This is a genomic window from Microbacterium luteolum, from assembly GCF_039533965.1.
In the GTDB taxonomy this organism is placed as follows: domain Bacteria; phylum Actinomycetota; class Actinomycetes; order Actinomycetales; family Microbacteriaceae; genus Microbacterium; species Microbacterium luteolum.
The window spans coordinates 1,269,911-1,287,338 of the sequence record NZ_BAAAUN010000001.1 but is presented as its reverse complement, the minus strand read 5'-3'; the positions used below and the strand labels follow the sequence as shown (position 1 = coordinate 1,287,338).

Annotated in this window: 16 protein-coding genes; 5 read left to right on the top strand and 11 right to left on the bottom strand. The window is 70.7% G+C overall.

Annotated features, from left to right (window positions below; translation table 11 throughout):
- Nucleotides 1–49 precede the first annotated feature (49 nt).
- The 7 genes from ABD648_RS06310 to ABD648_RS06280 form a co-directional block, all read right to left on the bottom strand.
- On the bottom strand, nucleotides 50–820 hold the full coding sequence (locus tag ABD648_RS06310) for an enoyl-CoA hydratase/isomerase family protein (protein WP_282214119.1): 771 nt from the start codon (nucleotides 818–820) through the stop codon (nucleotides 50–52).
- A gap of 92 nt (nucleotides 821–912) precedes the next feature.
- Nucleotides 913–2,079, bottom strand: a complete 1,167-nt coding sequence (paaE, locus tag ABD648_RS06305; RefSeq protein WP_282214118.1) for a 1,2-phenylacetyl-CoA epoxidase subunit PaaE — start codon at nucleotides 2,077–2,079, stop codon at nucleotides 913–915.
- Nucleotides 2,079–2,573, bottom strand: a complete 495-nt coding sequence (gene paaD, locus ABD648_RS06300) for a 1,2-phenylacetyl-CoA epoxidase subunit PaaD (RefSeq protein WP_282214117.1) — start codon at nucleotides 2,571–2,573, stop codon at nucleotides 2,079–2,081. The genes paaE and paaD overlap by 1 nt, the downstream gene beginning before the upstream one ends.
- On the bottom strand, nucleotides 2,567–3,430 hold the full coding sequence (paaC, locus tag ABD648_RS06295; protein WP_425561698.1) for a 1,2-phenylacetyl-CoA epoxidase subunit PaaC: 864 nt from the start codon (nucleotides 3,428–3,430) through the stop codon (nucleotides 2,567–2,569). The genes paaD and paaC overlap by 7 nt, the downstream gene beginning before the upstream one ends.
- Complete coding sequence (gene paaB, locus ABD648_RS06290; protein ID WP_136056072.1) at nucleotides 3,427–3,732, bottom strand: 1,2-phenylacetyl-CoA epoxidase subunit PaaB; 306 nt, start codon at nucleotides 3,730–3,732, stop codon at nucleotides 3,427–3,429. Before paaB ends, paaC begins: the two co-directional genes overlap by 4 nt.
- Nucleotides 3,732–4,727, bottom strand: a complete 996-nt coding sequence (gene paaA, locus ABD648_RS06285) for a 1,2-phenylacetyl-CoA epoxidase subunit PaaA (protein ID WP_282214116.1) — start codon at nucleotides 4,725–4,727, stop codon at nucleotides 3,732–3,734. The genes paaB and paaA overlap by 1 nt, the downstream gene beginning before the upstream one ends.
- Nucleotides 4,728–4,808: 81 nt before the next feature.
- Nucleotides 4,809–5,228 (bottom strand): pilus assembly protein CpaE, encoded by a 420-nt coding sequence (locus ABD648_RS06280; protein ID WP_282214115.1) that lies wholly within the window; start codon nucleotides 5,226–5,228, stop codon nucleotides 4,809–4,811.
- A gap of 215 nt (nucleotides 5,229–5,443) precedes the next feature.
- Here ABD648_RS06280 and ABD648_RS06275 point away from each other — a divergent pair, with 215 nt between their 5' ends.
- Complete coding sequence (locus tag ABD648_RS06275) at nucleotides 5,444–7,573, top strand: RecQ family ATP-dependent DNA helicase (protein WP_282214114.1); 2,130 nt, start codon at nucleotides 5,444–5,446, stop codon at nucleotides 7,571–7,573.
- Nucleotides 7,574–7,591: 18 nt separating this feature from the next.
- Here the strand turns inward: ABD648_RS06275 and ABD648_RS06270 are convergent, their stop codons facing one another.
- Nucleotides 7,592–8,359 carry an IclR family transcriptional regulator gene (locus ABD648_RS06270; protein ID WP_116634689.1) on the bottom strand — a complete coding sequence of 256 codons (768 nt, stop codon included), beginning with the start codon at nucleotides 8,357–8,359 and terminating at the stop codon, nucleotides 7,592–7,594.
- A gap of 147 nt (nucleotides 8,360–8,506) precedes the next feature.
- Between ABD648_RS06270 and dhaK the strand changes: the two genes are divergently transcribed.
- From dhaK to ABD648_RS06250, 4 genes are all read left to right on the top strand, one after another.
- The gene (gene dhaK, locus ABD648_RS06265) at nucleotides 8,507–9,499 is read left to right on the top strand and encodes a dihydroxyacetone kinase subunit DhaK (RefSeq protein ID WP_282214113.1); all 993 of its coding nucleotides are present in this window, start codon (nucleotides 8,507–8,509) and stop codon (nucleotides 9,497–9,499) included.
- Entirely contained in the window at nucleotides 9,499–10,140 is a 642-nt protein-coding gene (gene dhaL / locus ABD648_RS06260) for a dihydroxyacetone kinase subunit DhaL (protein ID WP_282214112.1), read from the top strand. The genes dhaK and dhaL overlap by 1 nt, the downstream gene beginning before the upstream one ends.
- Entirely contained in the window at nucleotides 10,140–12,650 is a 2,511-nt protein-coding gene (ptsP, locus tag ABD648_RS06255; protein ID WP_282214111.1) for a phosphoenolpyruvate--protein phosphotransferase, read from the top strand. Before dhaL ends, ptsP begins: the two co-directional genes overlap by 1 nt.
- Nucleotides 12,651–12,804: 154 nt before the next feature.
- Nucleotides 12,805–14,085, top strand: coding sequence for a hypothetical protein (locus ABD648_RS06250; protein ID WP_282214110.1), 1,281 nt, complete (start codon nucleotides 12,805–12,807; stop codon nucleotides 14,083–14,085).
- Nucleotides 14,086–14,092: 7 nt separating this feature from the next.
- Here the strand turns inward: ABD648_RS06250 and paaI are convergent, their stop codons facing one another.
- The 3 genes from paaI to ABD648_RS06235 are packed head-to-tail and all read right to left on the bottom strand — an operon-like array spanning nucleotide 14,093 to nucleotide 17,426.
- A complete protein-coding gene (gene paaI, locus ABD648_RS06245; protein ID WP_282214109.1) occupies nucleotides 14,093–14,482 on the bottom strand; it encodes a hydroxyphenylacetyl-CoA thioesterase PaaI in 390 nt (129 codons plus the stop codon).
- Nucleotides 14,479–16,572 (bottom strand): phenylacetic acid degradation bifunctional protein PaaZ, encoded by a 2,094-nt coding sequence (gene paaZ / locus ABD648_RS06240; RefSeq protein WP_282214108.1) that lies wholly within the window; start codon nucleotides 16,570–16,572, stop codon nucleotides 14,479–14,481. Before paaZ ends, paaI begins: the two co-directional genes overlap by 4 nt.
- The gene (locus tag ABD648_RS06235) at nucleotides 16,569–17,426 is read right to left on the bottom strand and encodes a 3-hydroxyacyl-CoA dehydrogenase family protein (protein WP_282214107.1); all 858 of its coding nucleotides are present in this window, start codon (nucleotides 17,424–17,426) and stop codon (nucleotides 16,569–16,571) included. Before ABD648_RS06235 ends, paaZ begins: the two co-directional genes overlap by 4 nt.
- Between the last annotated feature and the right edge of the window lie 2 nt (nucleotides 17,427–17,428).

Here is a 17,428-nt window from a genome sequence, read left to right as displayed (position 1 = left end):
TTCCGCGTGGTCGCCTGATTCCGCGCACGGCCGTCGGATGCCGCAGCGCTCAGCGCCCGCGGAACTCCGGCTTGCGCTTCTCCTGAAAAGCGGCGAAGCCCTCGCGGTAGTCGTCGGTCTCGCAGAGCGCAGCCTGTGCGGCGTTCTCGATGTCGACCGAGTCCCAGAGCGCCAGGCGCTCATCGCGGATCCGTGCGATGAGCTCCTTGCTGGCGAGGAAGGCGGCCGTGGCCCCGCGTGCGGCGGTGGCTGCGGCATCCGTCGTCGCCGACACGACCTCGTCGTCGGGGAAGACCTGCGAGAACAGTCCGGATGCGACGGCTTCGGCGCCGCTCATCAGCCGCCCGGTGTAAATGAGGTCGAGGGTCTTGTGGGCGCCGAGGCGCTCCAGGAAGAGCGCGTGGCCGCCGGAGTCGAGCGTGGCTCCGAGCGCGGCGAAGGGCGAGCCGATCTTCGCGGACTCCGCGACGTAGACGACATCCGTCGCGATCAGCAGGCCGAGCCCGACGCCCAGGCAGGCGCCATGAGCGACCGCGAACGTCGGCGCCGGGAACCGTGACATGCGCTGCAGCAGCGGCGTGACGAGCCCGCCGAGATACCCCATGACGTCGTCGTCACGGGGGTCGACGCCCGAGATGTCGCGTCCGGCGCAGAACGCCCGGCCCTCGCCGCGAAGCACCAGGGCGCGGACGCCGGCGGCCTCGGCCTCCGCGTAGGCGGCATCCAGCCCGTGGAGCGCCTGCTCGTCGAGGGAGTTCAGCTTCGCGGGGGCGTTAAGGACGACCGTGGCGACGTCATCGGCGATGGTGAGATCGATCATGGGTTTCCTCTCGGTGGGCCCTTCGACAAGCTCAGGGACCCAGGTGGCGCGGGCCCTTCGACAAGCTCAGGGACCCAGGTGACGCACTCCGGTCACACGTCGTAGTCGACGACCACGCGGTCGCTGGTGGGATGGGACTGACAGGTGAGCACGTACCCGCGCTCGAGCTCGTCGGGCTCCAGCGCGTAGTTCTCGGTCATGCTGACGCTGCCCTCGATCACGCGCGCACGGCAGGTTCCGCAGACGCCGCCCGCGCAGGCGAACGGTGCATCCGGCCGCACGCGCAGGGCCGCATTCAGCACCGATTCGTGCGCGTCGACCGGACTCTCCACCGTCGACGAGACGCCGTCGAGGTTGACCTCGATGCGGAATGTCGCAGCTCCCGCGCGCACCTCGACCGGCCGTGCGGTGCGGAGCGGCTCGTCTCCCGTCGTGAACAGTTCGAAGCGGATGTGCTCGCGGGCGACGCCCACGTCGGAGAGCACCTCGCGGCACAGGTCCACCAGCGAGAGCGGACCGCACAGGAACCATTCGTCGACATCGGCGGGGTCGATGAGCGAGCCGAAGATCGTCCGCAGCTTCTCCTCGTCGATCCTCCCGGACAGCACGGGAGCCGTGCGCTGCTCGCGTGACAGCACGTGATGCAGTGTCACGCGGGTCGGGTAGCGGTCCTTGAGATCGGCGAGATCCTCCAGGAACATCACGTCGAGCGTCGACCGGTTCGTGTACAGCAGCGTGAAGCGCGAGGTGGTCGATCGCGTGAGCACCGTGTGGGCGAGCGCCATGAGCGGGGTGATGCCGGAGCCGGCGGCGATCCCGACCACGTGCTTGTGGTCGAGGTCGTCGAGGCCTGAGGTGAACGTGCCCTGCGGACTCATCACGTCGATCTCGAACCCCGGGTGCAGGCCGGTCTGGGCCCAGGTGGAGAACAGGCCGCCCTCGTCGCGCTTCACGGCGACGCTGAGTCGTGTCGGCGCGCCGTCCGTGCGGTGCTCGGGAGCCCGGCACAGCGAGTACGAACGGCGAACCTCCGTGCCCTCGAGCGTCGTGCGCAGCGCTACGTACTGGCCCGGCAGGTGGTCGTAATCATCGGCCAGCGCGGCCGGCACGGTGAACGTCACCTCGACCGCATCGTCGGTGAGCGGGCGCACATCCTCGACCGTGAGCGTGTGGAAGCGTGCGCGCGTGCGCTCGCCGGGCGACCGGCGCGGCGGGACGGATGCCGGGGCGCCGGCTCGCGCGGAGGAGAAGAGCGACATCAGTGCACCTTGAAATGGTCGAAGGGCTCGAGGCATGCGCGGCACTCGAACAGGGACTTGCAGGAGGTCGAACCGAAGCGCGAGACCTCGTGCGTGTCGAGTGAGCCGCAGCGCGGGCAGCGCACGCTCAGCAGGAGCCGGATCGGTCCGGTGGAGACGGCGGCGCGGCCGGAGGGCGGCGCGATGCCGTAGGCCTCGAGCTTCTTCTTGCCGGCATCCGACATCCAGTCCGTCGTCCAGGCGGGGGAAAGGACCAGGCGCACGTCGACCTCCGCGAAGCCGGCCGCGGTCAGCGACATGATCACGTCGTCGCGGATCGTGTCCATCGCCGGGCATCCGCTGTACGTCGGCGTGATGTCGACGCGCACGCGGTCGCCGTCGGCTTCGACGGCGCGGAGCACTCCGAGGTCCTCGATCGTGAGCACAGGGACCTCGGGGTCGGGCACGGCCGCCGCGATCCGCCAGGCCGCCTGCGTCGGAGTGAGGGTCACCATGATGCCCCCGGATGCCGGCGCGCGAGCACCTGCATCTCGGCGAGGATGTGGCCCAGGGGAGTCGCGTGTGCTCCGCGCCGTCCGCCGGCGGAAGAGGCGGCCACCGCGGGCACGGCCAGGTCGGCCTCGGCGAAGACGGTGTCGACGACGCCGTCGAATCCCTCCCGCAGGCTCGACGGCCGTGCGGCGGCGTCGCCCAGCCGTTCGATCAGCTCGTCGTCGCGGAACAGCTCATCCACGTAGGGCCAGACGTCCGCGGTCGCACGGATGATCCGGGCGCGCGATTCCTCCGTGCCGCCGGCGAGGCGCAGCATCCACTGCACCGAATGATCCCGGTGGTAGTCGACCTCTTTGAGGGACTTCTCCGCGATCGCCGCGAATGTCTCATCGGTGCTCGTGCGGAGGGCCGAGTACATCTCGAACATGTAGGTCGACACCACGAACTGTCGGGCGATGGTCTGCGCGAAGTCGCCGTTGGGCTGCTCGACGATCCAGGCGCAGCGGAACTCCGGCTCGTCGCGGAAGAAGGCCAGGTCGTCCTCGCTGCGGCCGTCGTAGGAGCCGGCGTAGTGCAGGAGCGAGCGGGCGTGACCGAGCAGGTCGAGGGCGATGTTGCCGAGCGCCACGTCCTCCTCGAGCTCCGGCGCGCGGGAGATCCACTCGCCCAGCTGCTGCGAGAGGATCAGCGCGTCGTCGCCGAGGCGGAGCGCGTACTCGGCGATGTCGGCGGACGCTGCCGTCGCTCCGGTTCCGGAGAGCTCGTCGCTGAGCTGCAGCGCGTCGACCGACACGTCGCCGTGGACGTCGTGCGTTTCGTCTCGCTTCGCTCGCTCAACGACCGGGTTGGTGTCGGTCACAGGTGCGGCACCCCCTCGGATGCCGTGTAGTACACGGCGTGCCGGTAGTTCTTCCCAGCCGGGCTCTCGAAGTACGCGCCCTTCGCGTCGGGGTCGCTGGTCGTGATCGCATCGGCCGGGACGGCCCAGATCGACACGCCCTCGCCGCGCCGCGTGTAGAGGTCGCGGGCGTTGCGGATGGCCATCTCGGCGTCCGGTGCGTGCAGGGACCCGACGTGCACGTGGCTCAGGCCGCGGTTCGCACGGACGAAGACCTCCCACAGGGGCCACGGCTCGCGCTCATCGGCGCCGGGCGTCGCCATCAGGCCACCTGCCCTTCGACGGGCTCAGGGACCCAAGGAGAGGCCTGCTTGCGGGCATACGCCGCTGCGGCCTCGCGCACCCAGGCGCCGTCCTCGTGGGCGGTCCGCCGGCGCTCGAGACGCTCGGCGTTGCAGGGGCCGTTGCCGCGCAGCACCTCGAAGAACTCGTCCCAGTCGATCTCGCCGATCGCGTACTGACCGGTCTCCTCGTCGAAGCGCAGGTCGGGGTCGGGCAGCGTCACGCCGAGGATCTCGGCCTGGGGCACCAGCATCCCGACGAACCGCTGACGCAGGTCGTCGTTCGAGAAGCGCTTGATCTTCCACTTCATCGACTGCGCGGAGTTGGGTGACTGCTCGTCCGGCGGCCCGAACATCGCCAGGCTCGGCCAGTACCAGCGGTTCACGGCATCCTGTGCCATCTGCCGCTGCTCCTCGGTGCCCTGCATGAGGCTGAGCAGGATCTCGAATCCCTGCCGCTGGTGGAAGGACTCCTCCTTGCAGACCCGCACCATGGCGCGGCCGTAGGGTCCATACGAGGCGCGGCACAGCGGCACCTGGTTGACGATCGCCGCGCCGTCGACGAGCCAGCCGATCGCGCCCATGTCGGCCCAGGTGGGCGTGGGGTAGTTGAAGATCGACGAGTACTTGGCCTTGCCGCTGATGAGCTGGTCCATCATCTCGTCGCGCGTGATGCCGAGGGTCTGTGCCGCCGAGTAGAGGTACAGGCCGTGGCCGGCCTCGTCCTGCACCTTGGCCATCAGGATCGCCTTGCGCTTGAGGCTCGGCGCCCGCGTGATCCAGTTGCCTTCCGGCTGCATCCCGATGATCTCGGAGTGGGCGTGCTGGGAGATCTGGCGGATCAGCGTCTTGCGGTACGCGTCGGGCATCCAGTCGCGGGGTTCGATGCGCTGCTCGTTCGCGATGAGCTCGTCGAACACGCGCTCCTCATCCGAGATCTCGCTCGGGATGAGGGAGAGGTCTGCGGGGCTGGTCATCGTGGCTCCTCATTCAGCATCTTTACTGACCGATCGTTAGGTTATTCTGACACAGAAGGTCGCCCGTCTTCAAGGCGGGTCTCAGTGCGACCGCGAGATCAGCTCCAGGAGAGCCCGGCCATACGCCTCGGCCGGATCCGGATGCTCGAACGAGAGGCCGTTCCCCGCGATCTCGATGTCCACGCGGAAGGTGTCTTCGAGGCGCACCAGTGAGCGGAAGGTCCCCCGGAGCAGCTCGCGCAGCTGGTCCTCGCGCGGCAGCCAGACCGCGTCAGCGAGAGTCACCGCGTCGAGGGCCCATTCCGTCGTGCCGTTGAACGCGAGGTCGGTGCCGCTCGGCGTCTGGCGCGCCTCGATCGTCATCTCGCTGACGGTGAAGACGTCGGCCTCCGCTTCGAGCTCCACCTCGTCGGGGAGGTCGAGCTGGAAGCGGTCGCCTTCGGCCGGGTGCCAGCCGAGGCCGGCCTCACGGAGGGTGACGGCGAGTTCGCGGGTGATCATGCTCCTACGCTAGGCGCGATCTGCGGCCGGGGATCGGAGGGCATGGGTGAGGCCCCGACACAGATGCAGGCCGAAAGGACGGATGCAGGTTCGGAAAGGGTGTTCTGGACCTGCATCCGCGCTTTCGACCGACACGTGTGATGCGAGGGCGGCGGGCTGGACGAGCCTGTGGATGCCGACCCCGAGGTGTCGGTGATGTGGGGCAGAGTGGGGGCATGACCTCCGCACCTCCCGTCGACACCCGCGAGGCCGCGCTCGCGGCGCTGCGCGAACTCGTCGGCCGCCCCGACGCCGACTTCCACGACGGGCAGTACGAGGCGATCGAGGCGCTGGTCGAAGGGCGCCGCCGCGCGCTCGTGGTGCAGCGCACAGGCTGGGGCAAGTCGGCCGTCTACTTCGTCGCGACGCTGCTGCTGCGGCGGCAGGGCGCGGGTCCCACCGTGCTCGTGTCGCCCCTGCTGGCGCTCATGCGCGACCAGATCGCCGCCGCCGAACGGGCGGGAGTGCGCGCGGTCGCGATCAACTCCACCAATGCGCACGAGTGGTCCGACGTGCTCGCGCAGCTCGACCGCGACGAGGTCGACGTGCTGCTGGTCTCGCCCGAGCGACTCAACAATCCCGCGTTCCGCGAGGAGCAGCTGCCGGCGCTCGTCCGTCGCATCGGGATGCTGGTCGTCGACGAGGCGCACTGCATCAGCGACTGGGGGCACGACTTCCGCCCCGACTATCGGCGGCTGCGCGACCTCATCGCGCAGATGCCGGCAGATGTCCCGGTGCTCGCGACGACGGCGACCGCGAACAGCCGGGTCGTGGCCGACGTCGCCGAGCAGCTCGGCAGCCTGACGGGTGCGACAGAGGGCGACGAGGGTATGGCGCCGGTGCTCACGATCCGCGGACCGCTCGCGCGCACTTCGCTGCGTCTGGGTGTGCTGCGGCTGCGCGATTCGGCGAGTCGGCTGGCCTGGCTGCTGAGTCACCTTGACGACCTGCCCGGTTCCGGCATCATCTACACGCTGACGGTCGCCGCCGCCGTCGACACCGCCCGGTTGCTGCGCGATCACGGCCACGACGTGCGGGCCTACACCGGCCAGACCGACACCGAGGAGCGCGAAGAGTCCGAGGGGATGCTCAAGCGCAACGAGGTCAAGGCGCTCGTGGCGACGAGCGCTCTGGGCATGGGCTTCGACAAACCCGACCTGGGGTTCGTGCTGCACCTCGGCGCGCCATCGTCGCCCGTGGCCTACTACCAGCAGGTCGGTCGTGCCGGTCGTGCGAGCGAGAGCGCCGACGTCCTGCTGCTGCCCGGCGTCGAGGACCGCGACATCTGGCACTACTTCGCGACCGCGTCGATGCCCGACCGGGAGCGCGCCGAACGGGTGATCGGCGCGCTCGGCGATGCGCCGATCTCGACGCCGGCGCTCGAGGCGATGGTCGACATCCGCCGCACGCCGCTCGAACTGCTGCTGAAGGTGCTCGACGTCGACGGGGCCGTGCGGCGCGTGCAGGGCGGGTGGGTCGCGACGGGTGCGCCGTGGAGCTACGACGCCGAACGCTACGAGCGCATCGCCGCCGAGCGCCTCGCCGAGCAGCAGCACATGATCGAATACGAGCAGACCGACGGATGCCGCATGGAGTTCCTCCAGCGCTCCCTCGACGATGACACGGCCGCACCCTGCGGGAGATGCGACAACTGCGCGGGCGGATGGTTCCCGCGCGAGATCGGCACGGCGGCGAGCACGCAGGCGGCGGAGTCGCTCGACCGTGTCGGCGTTCCGATCGAGCCCCGTCGGGCCTGGCCGACGGGAGCCGACCGGCTGGGCGTTCCGCTCAAGGGCCGCATCTCGGCAGGCGAGCAGGCCGGCGAGGGCCGAGCGCTCGCGCGTCTCACCGACCTGGGGTGGGGGAACAGCCTGCGGGAGATCTTCGCGCCCGGTGCGTCGGATGTCGCGGTGACACCGCAGCTGATCCAGGGCTGCATCCGCGTGCTCGCCGGGTGGGGATGGGCCGAGCGTCCGGTGGCTGTCGTCGCCCTGCCGTCGCGGTCGCGTCCGCTGCTGGTCGACTCGCTCGCGCGCGGGCTCGCCGAAGTCGGGCGCCTGCCGTATCTGGGGGCGCTCGAGCCGGTCGGGGGCGGGCCGACCGGGCAACCGGGCGGGAACAGCGTCTTCCGCCTCGCCGGCCTCTGGGACCGTTTCAGCGCCGAGCACCTGGAGGTGCCTGAGGGCCCTGTGCTGCTCATCGACGACCTGGTCGACAGCCGGTGGACGATGACCGTCGCCGCCCGTGTGCTGCGCCAGGCCGGGGCGACCGACGTGCTCCCGCTCGCCCTCGCGCTGCGCGGCTGAACTCGGGTCCTCGCGCGGTCAGTCCTCCGCTGGGGCGACGCGCGGCGGCCAGGACGTCGCGCCGAGCTCCCGCGAGATGTTGCGGGCCGTCTCGCGGAGCGCATCGAGGATGGCATCCGATGGCGGTGTCTGTGTGGTCGGCATCACCACCGCCACGGCCGCGACGATGTCGTTCGATGCATCCGCGATGGGTGCCGCGATCGAGGACTCGCCGAGCACCGCCTCGTCGAACTCCGCCGCGTTCCCGCGCTCGGCGATCGCGGGAAGTTCCAGGGTGAGTCGTGCGATGTCGGTCACCGTGTCGCCGGTGAGGCTGCGCAGCGGCTGCTCGAACACGCTCCGCTGGAAGCCGAGGTCGTAGGCCAGCAGCACCTTGCCCATCGCCGAGGCGTGTGCGGGGATCGCGACGCCGGTCTCCAGCATCTGCTGGCTGTCGTCGGGCCGGAGGTTGTGATGGATGACCAGGACGTCCGTGAAGTGCGGGGCGCCGAGTCGCACCGAGAGGTTCGTGCGGCGGGCGAGCTCCTGCGTCCAGCGCATCGCCCGGGCGCGCACGTCGAGCGTGTCGAGGTAGACGTTGCTGAGGCGCAGCAGGGTGGGCCCCAGCATGTAGCGCTGACCGCCGCGCTCCTTGGCGACGAGGCCGTGAGAGCGCAGCGACTTCACGATGCCGTGCACGGTGGAGGGCGGAAGACTGAGGGCGGCCGCGAGGTCGGTGATGCCCAGATGGCGGGCGCCCTGGAGCAGTTCGAGGATCTTCGCCGCACGGTCGATCGCCTGGATCACGGGGCCGTCCCTTCTTCCGATTCGACGTCGAACCGGTTCGTCGTGCTGGTCTTCCGGATTGATCTTGACAACCCGACCGGGTCCGAGCATATTCGACATTAACGAATTGCTTTCCGATTTTCGCGAAAGAGATCAAAGGAGATCGCAGTGAAGAAGCTCATCAATGCCCCGGAGGACGTGCTCGTCGAATCGCTCAGGGGCGTGGCGCTCGCCCATCCCGAGCTCTCGGTCGATCTCGAGACCCACGTCATCACGCGCGCGACGCCCAAGGCGCAGGGCAAGGTCGCCATCGTGTCCGGGGGCGGATCAGGCCACGAACCGCTGCACGGCGGGTTCGTCGGTACGGGCATGCTGGATGCCGCCGTCGCCGGCGAGGTCTTCACCTCGCCCACGCCCGACCGCGTGCAGGCCGCGACCAAAGCCGTCGACCGTGGCGCCGGCGTCCTGCACATCGTGAAGAACTACACCGGCGACGTGCTCAACTTCGAGATGGCGGCCGAGCTGGCATCGATGGAGGGCATCGAGGTGGGCAGCGTCGTGGTGGACGACGACGTCGCGGTGCAGGACTCGCTCTACACGGCAGGGCGTCGCGGCGTCGGCCTCACGGTGCTGCTGGAGAAGCTCGTCGGCGCGGCGGCGGAAGAGGGCCAGGACCTCGCCTCGGTGGTCGAGCTCGCGAAGCGCGTCAACGGCCAGGGGCGCTCGATGGGTATGGCGCTCACGAGCTGCACGGTTCCGGCCGCGGGCAAGCCGACCTTCGACCTCCCCGATGATCAGATGGAGATCGGCATCGGCATCCACGGCGAACCGGGTCGCCACCGCGAGCCGCTGGCTCCGGCATCCGACATCGCCCGTCAGCTCGTCGAGCCGATCCTCGCCGACCTCGACTTCGCCGGACCCGCGATCGTGATGGTCAACGGGATGGGCGCGACACCGCAGATCGAGCTGTACCTGATGTACGCGGAGGTCGCCGCGCTCCTCGAGAAGGCGGGGGTGCAGATCGTCCGGAACCTCGTCGGCAACTACATCACGTCGCTCGACATGGCCGGATGCTCGGTCACGGTGCTCAAGGTCGACGACGAGCTGCTGCGGCTGTGGGATGCGCCTGTGAACACGCCCGGTCTGCGGTGGGGGGCGTGATGGCGGCCGTCGGAACCGACACCCTGGTCGACTGGATCTCCGGCTTCCGCGATGCGGTGACCGAGAAGCGCGAGTGGCTCACGGAGCTGGACTCGGCGATCGGCGACGCCGACCACGGCGCCAACATGGCGCGTGGCATGAGCGCGGTCGGGGAGAAGCTCGCCGCCGGAACGCCGGCCACCGTCGACGAACTGCTGAAGACGGTGGGCATGACCCTCGTGAGCTCGGTCGGAGGGGCCAGCGGGCCGCTCTACGGCACGTTCTTCCTGCGCATGGGGATGACGGCCGGCGCGGTCACGGAGCTCGACGCGGCCGGCCTCGCCTCCGCGTTGCGGGCGGGGCTCGAGGGCATCGTCGCGCGCGGCAAGGCCGAAGCGGGAGACAAGACGATGTTCGACGCGATGGCACCGGCGGTCGACGCGCTCGATGCGGCGATCGCCGATGGCGCTGATCTGTCGACGGCGGCTCGGAGGGCTGCGGATGCCGCAGCCGCAGGGCGGGACGCGACCGAACCGCTCGTGGCCCGCAAGGGGCGGGCGAGCTATCTCGGCGAACGCAGCGCCGGACACCTCGACCCGGGTGCCGCATCGACGGCGATCCTGTTCGACACGCTCGCCACGGCGATCTCCGGCAGCTCCTGATGATCGGGATCGTCGCCGTCTCCCACAGCGCACGACTCGGGGAGGCGGCGCTGGAGCTTGCCCTGCAGATGGTGCAGGGCGCGGATGTGCAGGTGAAGGTCGCTGCCGGTGCCGGAAGCGACGCCGACGGAGCGCCGATCCTCGGAACGGATGCCGTGGCCGTCGCGGGTGCGATCGATGAGCTCGCCGCCGACTGCGACGGTGTGCTGGTGCTGATGGATCTGGGATCCGCGGTGCTGAGTGCGGAGCTCGCGCTCGAGCTGCGTGGGAGCGACGTGCCGGTGCGCCTCGCCCCCGCTCCCTTCGTCGAGGGGCTGCTCGCGGCGGTGGTCTCGGCGGCCGCGGGCGGTTCGCTCGACGAGGTGGCCGCGGAGGCCGGTGCCGCGCTCGGAGCGAAGACGGGGCAGCTCGGCAGCCCGGAGGAGAACCCGACCGTAACTGCGGAACCCGCAGGTGCGGAACACGCAGGAGCGACCGCGGTCGCGGAGGATGCGCTCGTCCGTCGCGTGCGAGTCCGCAATCCGCTCGGCATCCACGCGCGCCCGGCAGCCCTCATCGCCAAGGCCTCGGCGGGGTCGGACGTGCGGCTGCGGCGTCTCCCGGACGGACCCGACGCGTCGGCGGCGAGCCTCTCCCGGCTGCTGATCCTCGGCGCGCGCCAGGGAGACGAGGTCGAGGTGACCGCGCGAGGAGCCGACGCCGACGCCGCGCTGGACCGCGTGGTCGCGCTGTTCGACGACGGTTTCGGCGAAGGCGTGGACGACCCTGCGCCCGCGCAGCCCTCCGCGACGTCGACGAGCCCCGCGGCACCCGCGACGACGGCCGCGCCGCCGACCGCGATCGCCTCGGGCACGGTGCTCCGCGGACGCGGGGTGAGCGCGGGACGCGTCGCCGCGACCGTGGTGCATCTCGCCCCTCCGCTTCCCGAGCCCGATGCGAGCACGGTGATCGCACCGGAGAACCGCGTCGACGAGGTCTCCGCCATCGAGTGGGCGGCCGTGGCGGTCGCCGATCAGCTGCGTTCCCGCACGGCGCAGGCCACGGGTGAGGCCAGGGCGATCCTCGACGCCTCGCGACTCCTCGCCTCCGACCCGGAGCTCGTCGCGGACGCGACCGCCCTCGTGCAGACGAAGGGGCGCAGCGCCGCGCGAGCGGTGTGGGAGGCTGCGACGGCGCACGAGAAGAGCCTCAGAGCCCTCGGCGGACGCATGGCAGAACGGGTCGCCGACATCCGCGACGTGCGGGATCGGATCATCGCCGAGATCCTCGAGGTCGACATGCCCGGCGTTCCGGAGCGCGATGAGCCGTTCGTGCTCGTCGCCGCAGATCTCGCTCCGGCCGACACGGCGTCGCTCGAGGGCGGGCAGTGCGTCGGACTGGTCACCGAGCAGGGCGGCCCGACCTCGCACACCGCCATCATCGCGCGATCCCTCGGACTGCCGGCAGTCGTCGGTGTGGCCGGGGCGACGGGCGTGGTCGCGGGTGCGCTGCTGCTCGTCGACGGCGATCACGGCACGGTCGAGGTGGATCCCTCCGAGGAGCGCATCGCCGAGGCGCGGGCAGCGGCCGTCGTGGTCGCGTTCGACGGCGCCGGTGCGCTCGCAGACGGGCAACCCGTGCCGTTGCTGGCGAATGTCGGGGGAGCAGCGGATGCCGTGGCCGCCGCATCCGCCCATGCGGAAGGCGTCGGACTCTTCCGCACCGAGTTCTGCTTCCTGGACCGGGCCGACGCCCCGAGCATCGACGAGCAGGTCGCCGCGTACCGCGGGGTGCTCGCCGCGTTCCCCGGACGCAAGGTCGTGGTGCGCACGCTCGACGCGGGCAGCGACAAGCCCCTGCCCTTCGCGAACGCGGATCACGAGGACAACCCCGCGCTCGGCGTTCGCGGTCTCCGCATCGCGCGCCGTTCGCCGGAGCTCCTCGACGACCAGCTGCGGGCGCTCGCGCTCGCCGCAGAAGCGGAGTCGGCGCTGGTCGAGGTGATGGCCCCGATGGTCTCGACGGTCGAGGAGGCTCGTGACTTCGCCGAGCGCTGCCGCTCGGCAGGACTCGCACGTGTGGGGATCATGATCGAGACGCCGTCCGCCGCGCTTCTGGCCGCCGAGCTCTTCGAGATCGTCGACTTCGTCAGCCTCGGCACCAACGACCTGGCGCAGTACACGCTGGCGGCCGATCGACTGCTCAGCGAGCTCGGCGATCTCAACGATCCGTGGCAGCCGGCGGTGCTGCGCCTGATCGGCGCGGTCGGCGATGCGGGCCGTGCGGCAGGGAAGCCGGTGGGCGTCTGCGGCGAGGCCGGCGGGGATCCGGCGCTCGCGCCGGTGCTGCTCGGGCTCGGCGTGACGTCTCTGTCGATGACGTCGCGCGCGCTCGGCCGCGTCGCGGCCGAGCTCGCCGAGGTGGATGAGGCGACGTGCCGCCGCGCGGCACTCGCAGCGATCGCGGCCTCCACCGCAGCCGATGCCCGCGCGGCGGCTGCCGGAGAACTCAGCGGTGCGCTCCGTCGCTGAGCCTGCGATGGGCGACACGTATGCGCGCGACGGCATGCGCTTCGTATCATTCTGATCTCGACATGAGTCGCCTGCCCTCGTGGCGGCGTCGGCCTGATCTACGCTCGCCGCAGGGGGCGTCGACACGCGACGCAGTTTCACATCGGAGGGTCATATGTCGCGCGCGCGTTCACTCACGACGACGGTGGTCGGCGTCATCGCCGTCAGCTCGTTCCTCATGCTCTCGGCATGTGCCCCCGAACCGGGACCGAGCCCGGCGCCCACCGGCTCGGAGACACCCGGCTCCTCGCCGTACACGGGGCCCGCGGTTTTCGTGGGGGATGAGCTCGACCTGCTGCTCCTCACGCCGGACGAGATCACGGAGCTCCTCCCAGGGAGTGCCGAGGTGGGTGCGTCGTCGTCTGTGCTGGAGCAGATCTCCGACGGTGGCGGGCCGACCCCCGTCCCCGCGATCTGCTCGGCGCTGTTCGCCGAGCAGTCGCTGACGAGCGTGGGTTCGCGCAACCTCTCCTGGAAGGTGCCGGAGGACTCCGAGAGGGGAACCGGCAGCCTCACCGTCCTGCAGTTCGCCGATGAAGCTCAGGCGACGAAGCGCATGGACCAGCTGGTCGACGCGGCGGGGCGATGCGGCACGTTCGACTACAACGGCGAGGCGACCTTCGAGGCGGTGATTCCGGATGCCTCGGAGAACGCGCGCGCATTCGCCGGCGTCCTGACCTTCCCCGAGATCGAGGGCGGCAGGAGCACGTTCTCCGCCGTCGCCTCCGTCGGCAACGTGATCGTGCAGATCTGGCAGCCCGTCGTCGGCGACACCGCGATCGATGGGGAAGCGGTCGCCGAGCTCCTTCTGTGGCGCGCGGAGGACGCCCGTGCGTCGTTGATCGACGAGCTCACGGCGAACCCGCCCGAAGACGAGGAGGACCCGGCCTCCGATGCATCCGCGCCCTGGAGCGAGTGGACGGTGTCGACCGGCGGCGTCGGTCCGATCCGGCTCGGGGACCCGATCGACGAGGCCGTGAAGGCCGCAGCGGGAGCGCAGGCGCTCGAGCCCGCCTTCGAACAGGGGCCGTGGCGGGTCGTGAACCAGGACGGCACCGCCTCGCTCCTGATCCAACCGGAGCAGGGCGGTACGGTCGTCACGGCGATCACGGTGGGCAATGACCGCTCCCTCGATGAGACGGCGCAGTCGGGCGCCGCGCTGCCCGCCCGCGGCGACGTGCGTGTCGGAGACGCGGTCGCCGAGGCGGTCGCCGCCTACCCGGGAGGCACGACGGTGACCGTCGTCTCGTCGGGCGATGACTGGTACGACGTCGCGACGAGGGACGGCCGCCTGTTCCGCTTCCATGCCGACCGCGACGTCGTCGACCCCGGGTCGCTCATCGTCGGGATCTCCGTGGAGGATGCGACCACGCGTCGCGACCTCGTCTTCGACTGACGGACCCTCAGTCGATCCGGCGGTTCGTCGTGACCGAGCGGCCGCGGAACTCCGCGACCACGTCGCCGGCGTCGTCGGTGACGGTGACGTCGTAGAGGCCGGTGCGTCCGCTGACGACGCGGCGCACCGCCGTGGCGGTCAGCGTCTGTCCGGCGTGCGTCGACTTCAGGAACGTGATGTCGGCGCCCGCCGCCACGGTCACGCGTTCGTCCTCGTTGCACGCGAGGGCGAACGCGGTGTCGGCGAGCGCGAAGACGAGGCCGCCGTGCGTGATAGCGAACCCGTTCAGCATGTCGTCGCGCACGACCATCGACACGACCGCGGCTCCGGGGTCGTCGCGGTCCACGCTCATGCCCAGCGCAGCGGACGCCCGGTCGCGCTGCATCATCGGCCTCATACCGGGACCGCCGCCGGAGCGGGCTCCTTGCTGACGAGCGTCAGCACGTCGTAGGTGGCCACCGTCTCGTCGGCCTGGTTGCGGATGACGGCGTCCCAGCGCACCTCGCCGTACTCATCGGTCTCGCGGGGAGTGATCTGCTTCGCGGTGAGCTCGACCCGGATCTCGTCTCCCGGAGACACCGGGGTCAGGAACCGCAGGTTCTCCAGGCCGTAGTTCGCGAGCACGGGACCGGGTTCGGGGTCGACGAAGAGCCCGGCCGCCCAGGAGACGAGCAGATACCCGTGGGCGACCCGTCCGGGGAAGAACGGGTTGGCCGCTGCGGCATCCTCGTCCATGTGCGCGTAGAACGTGTCGCCGGTGAACTGCGCGAAGGTCTCGATGTCGGCCAGCGTCACCTCGCGAGACGCCGAGACGATCTGATCGCCGATGCGCAACTCGGCCAGCGATTTGCGGAACGGATGCCGGCCCTCGCTGCGGGCGGTCGCGCCGGCGTGCCAGATGCCGGTGAGCGCGGTGAGCATCTGCGGCGAGCCCTGCACGGCCGTGCGCTGCATGTGGTGCAGCACGGCGCGGATGCCGCCGAGCTCCTCACCGCCGCCCGCCCGCCCAGGACCGCCGTGCACGAGGTTGGGGAGCGGCGAGCCATGACCGGTCGACGATCGGGCGTCATCCCGGTCGAGCAGCAGCATGCGTCCGTTGAAGGGAGCGATGCGCGTGGCGAGGTCGACGGCCTGCACGGGATCGTGCGTCGCGATGCTGGTGACCAGCGAACCGCCGCCCCGTCCGACGAGCGCTGCGGCCTCGGCCGTCGTGTCGTAGGTCAGGAGCGACGCCACGGGGCCGAAGGCCTCCACGCTGTGCACGGCCTCGGCCCGGCGATCGTCGAAACGCAGCAGGACGGGAGAGACGAAGGCCCCGTCCACTGCGGCACCGGTGGTCCCGTCGGCGAGACGCACCTCCGGGGTCTCGGTCGATCCGACGACGAGCCGCCCACCGGCATCCTGCAGCACCGTGACCTGGCGCAGAACCTCGTCGCGCTGGGCGAGGGAGGCGAGCGGGCCCATCGTGACGCCTTCGGCGCGCGGGTCGCCCAGCACCGTCTTCTCGGCGATCCGAGCACGGACCGCCTCGATCACGGCATCCGCCGTCTCCGTCGGCACGATCGCCCGGCGGATCGCGGTGCACTTCTGACCGGCCTTGGTCGTCATCTCGGTCACGAGCTGACGCACGTAGGCGTCGAACTCCGGGGTGCCGGCCACCGCGTCCGTGCCGAGCACCGAGGCGTTGATCGAGTCGGTCTCAGCGGTGAACCGCACCCCGCCCGTCTGCACGGCCGGGTGCGCCTTGAGGCTCTCCGCCGTCGACGCGCTGCCGGTGAATCCGACGATGTCGCCCAGGCGCAGGTGATCGAACAGGGTCGGGACACTGCCGCTGACGAGCTGCAGCGACCCCGCCGGCAGGAGTCCGGATTCGACGAGGATCCGCACCATCGCCTCGGCCAGGTACCCGGTCGGGGTCGCGGGCTTCACAAGCGTCGGCATGCCGGCGAGGAAGGCCGGGGCGAGCTTCTCGAGCGAACCCCACACCGGGAAGTTGAAGGCGTTGATCTGCACCGCGACGCCCGGCAGCGTCGTGTACACGTGGCGGCCGAGGAACGAGCCGTCCTTCGAGAGCGGCTCGACCGGGCCGTCGACGTGCACCGTGCTGTTCGGCAGCTCGCGGCGGCCCTTGCCCGAGTAGGAGAACAGGACCCCGATCCCGCCGTCGATGTCGACCCAGGAATCGGTCTTGGTGGCACCCGTGCGGGCGGACAGCGCGTAGAGCTCGTCCTTGCGCTCGGTCAGCGCGAGCGCGAACTGCTTCAGCAGCACGGCCCGCTGGTGGAACGTGAGCGCACCCAGGCTCGCCTGGCCGACCGTGCGCGCGTGCTCGAGAGCCGCCGCGAGATCCAGTCCCACGGTGCTCACGCGTGTCACGATCTCGCCCGTCGACGCATCGCGCACGTCGGTTCCGGCGATGGATCCCTGAGCCTCTCCAAGAGGAGTCCACCAGGAACCCTCGACGTAGCTGGGCAGGTAGTCGGTCATCGCGTCTCCTCGTTCCATCTGTAGAAGCCCTCGCCGCTCTTGCGGCCGAGCTTTCCGTCCGCGACCATCGCGCGCAGCAGCGCGGGTGGTTCGAAGCGCGGGCCCAGCGTCGCCGCGAGCTCCTCGGCGATCCCGAGGCGCACGTCGAGTCCGACGATGTCGGTCGTGCGCAGGGGGCCGGTCGGATGCCGGTAGCCGAGAGTCATCGCCGCGTCGATGTCGGCGGCGCTCGCGACGCCCTCCTCCAGCATCCGGATCGCCTCGAGGCCGAGCATCACGCCGAGCCGCGAGGAGGCGAAGCCGGGGGAGTCGCGCACCACGATCGGCGACTTGCCGAGCGTCTGCACCCAGGCGTGAGCGGTCTCGACCACGTCGGCCCGCGTGGCCGATCCGCGGACGATCTCCACGAGGGCGGATGCCGGCACCGGATTGAAGAAGTGCAGCCCGAGGAAGGTCTCGGGTCGGGCGCGGCTCGTGGCGAGGTCGTCGATCGAGATCGAGGAGGTGTTCGAGGCGAGGATCGCGCCGTCGTGCATCGCTCCCTCGGCGCGGCTCAGCGCCTCCTCCTTGAGCGCCCGGTCCTCCGGAACGGCTTCCACGACCAGCGCGCACTCCGAGAACTCGGCGATCTCGGTGCCGCAGGTGAGGCGGGCGCGGAGCGCGGGTTCGTCGAGCAGCGGGTCGCGGTCGACCGAACGCCGGATGCTGTCGTGCACGCGCTCGGCGGCGGCGTCGGCACTGGCGCTGTCGCGCTCCACCACGCTCACACGGGATCCGGCGAGCAGGAAGGCGTGGGCGATCCCGGCGCCCATGCGCCCTCCGCCGACGACTCCGACGTGTGCCGGTGCGTCCATGC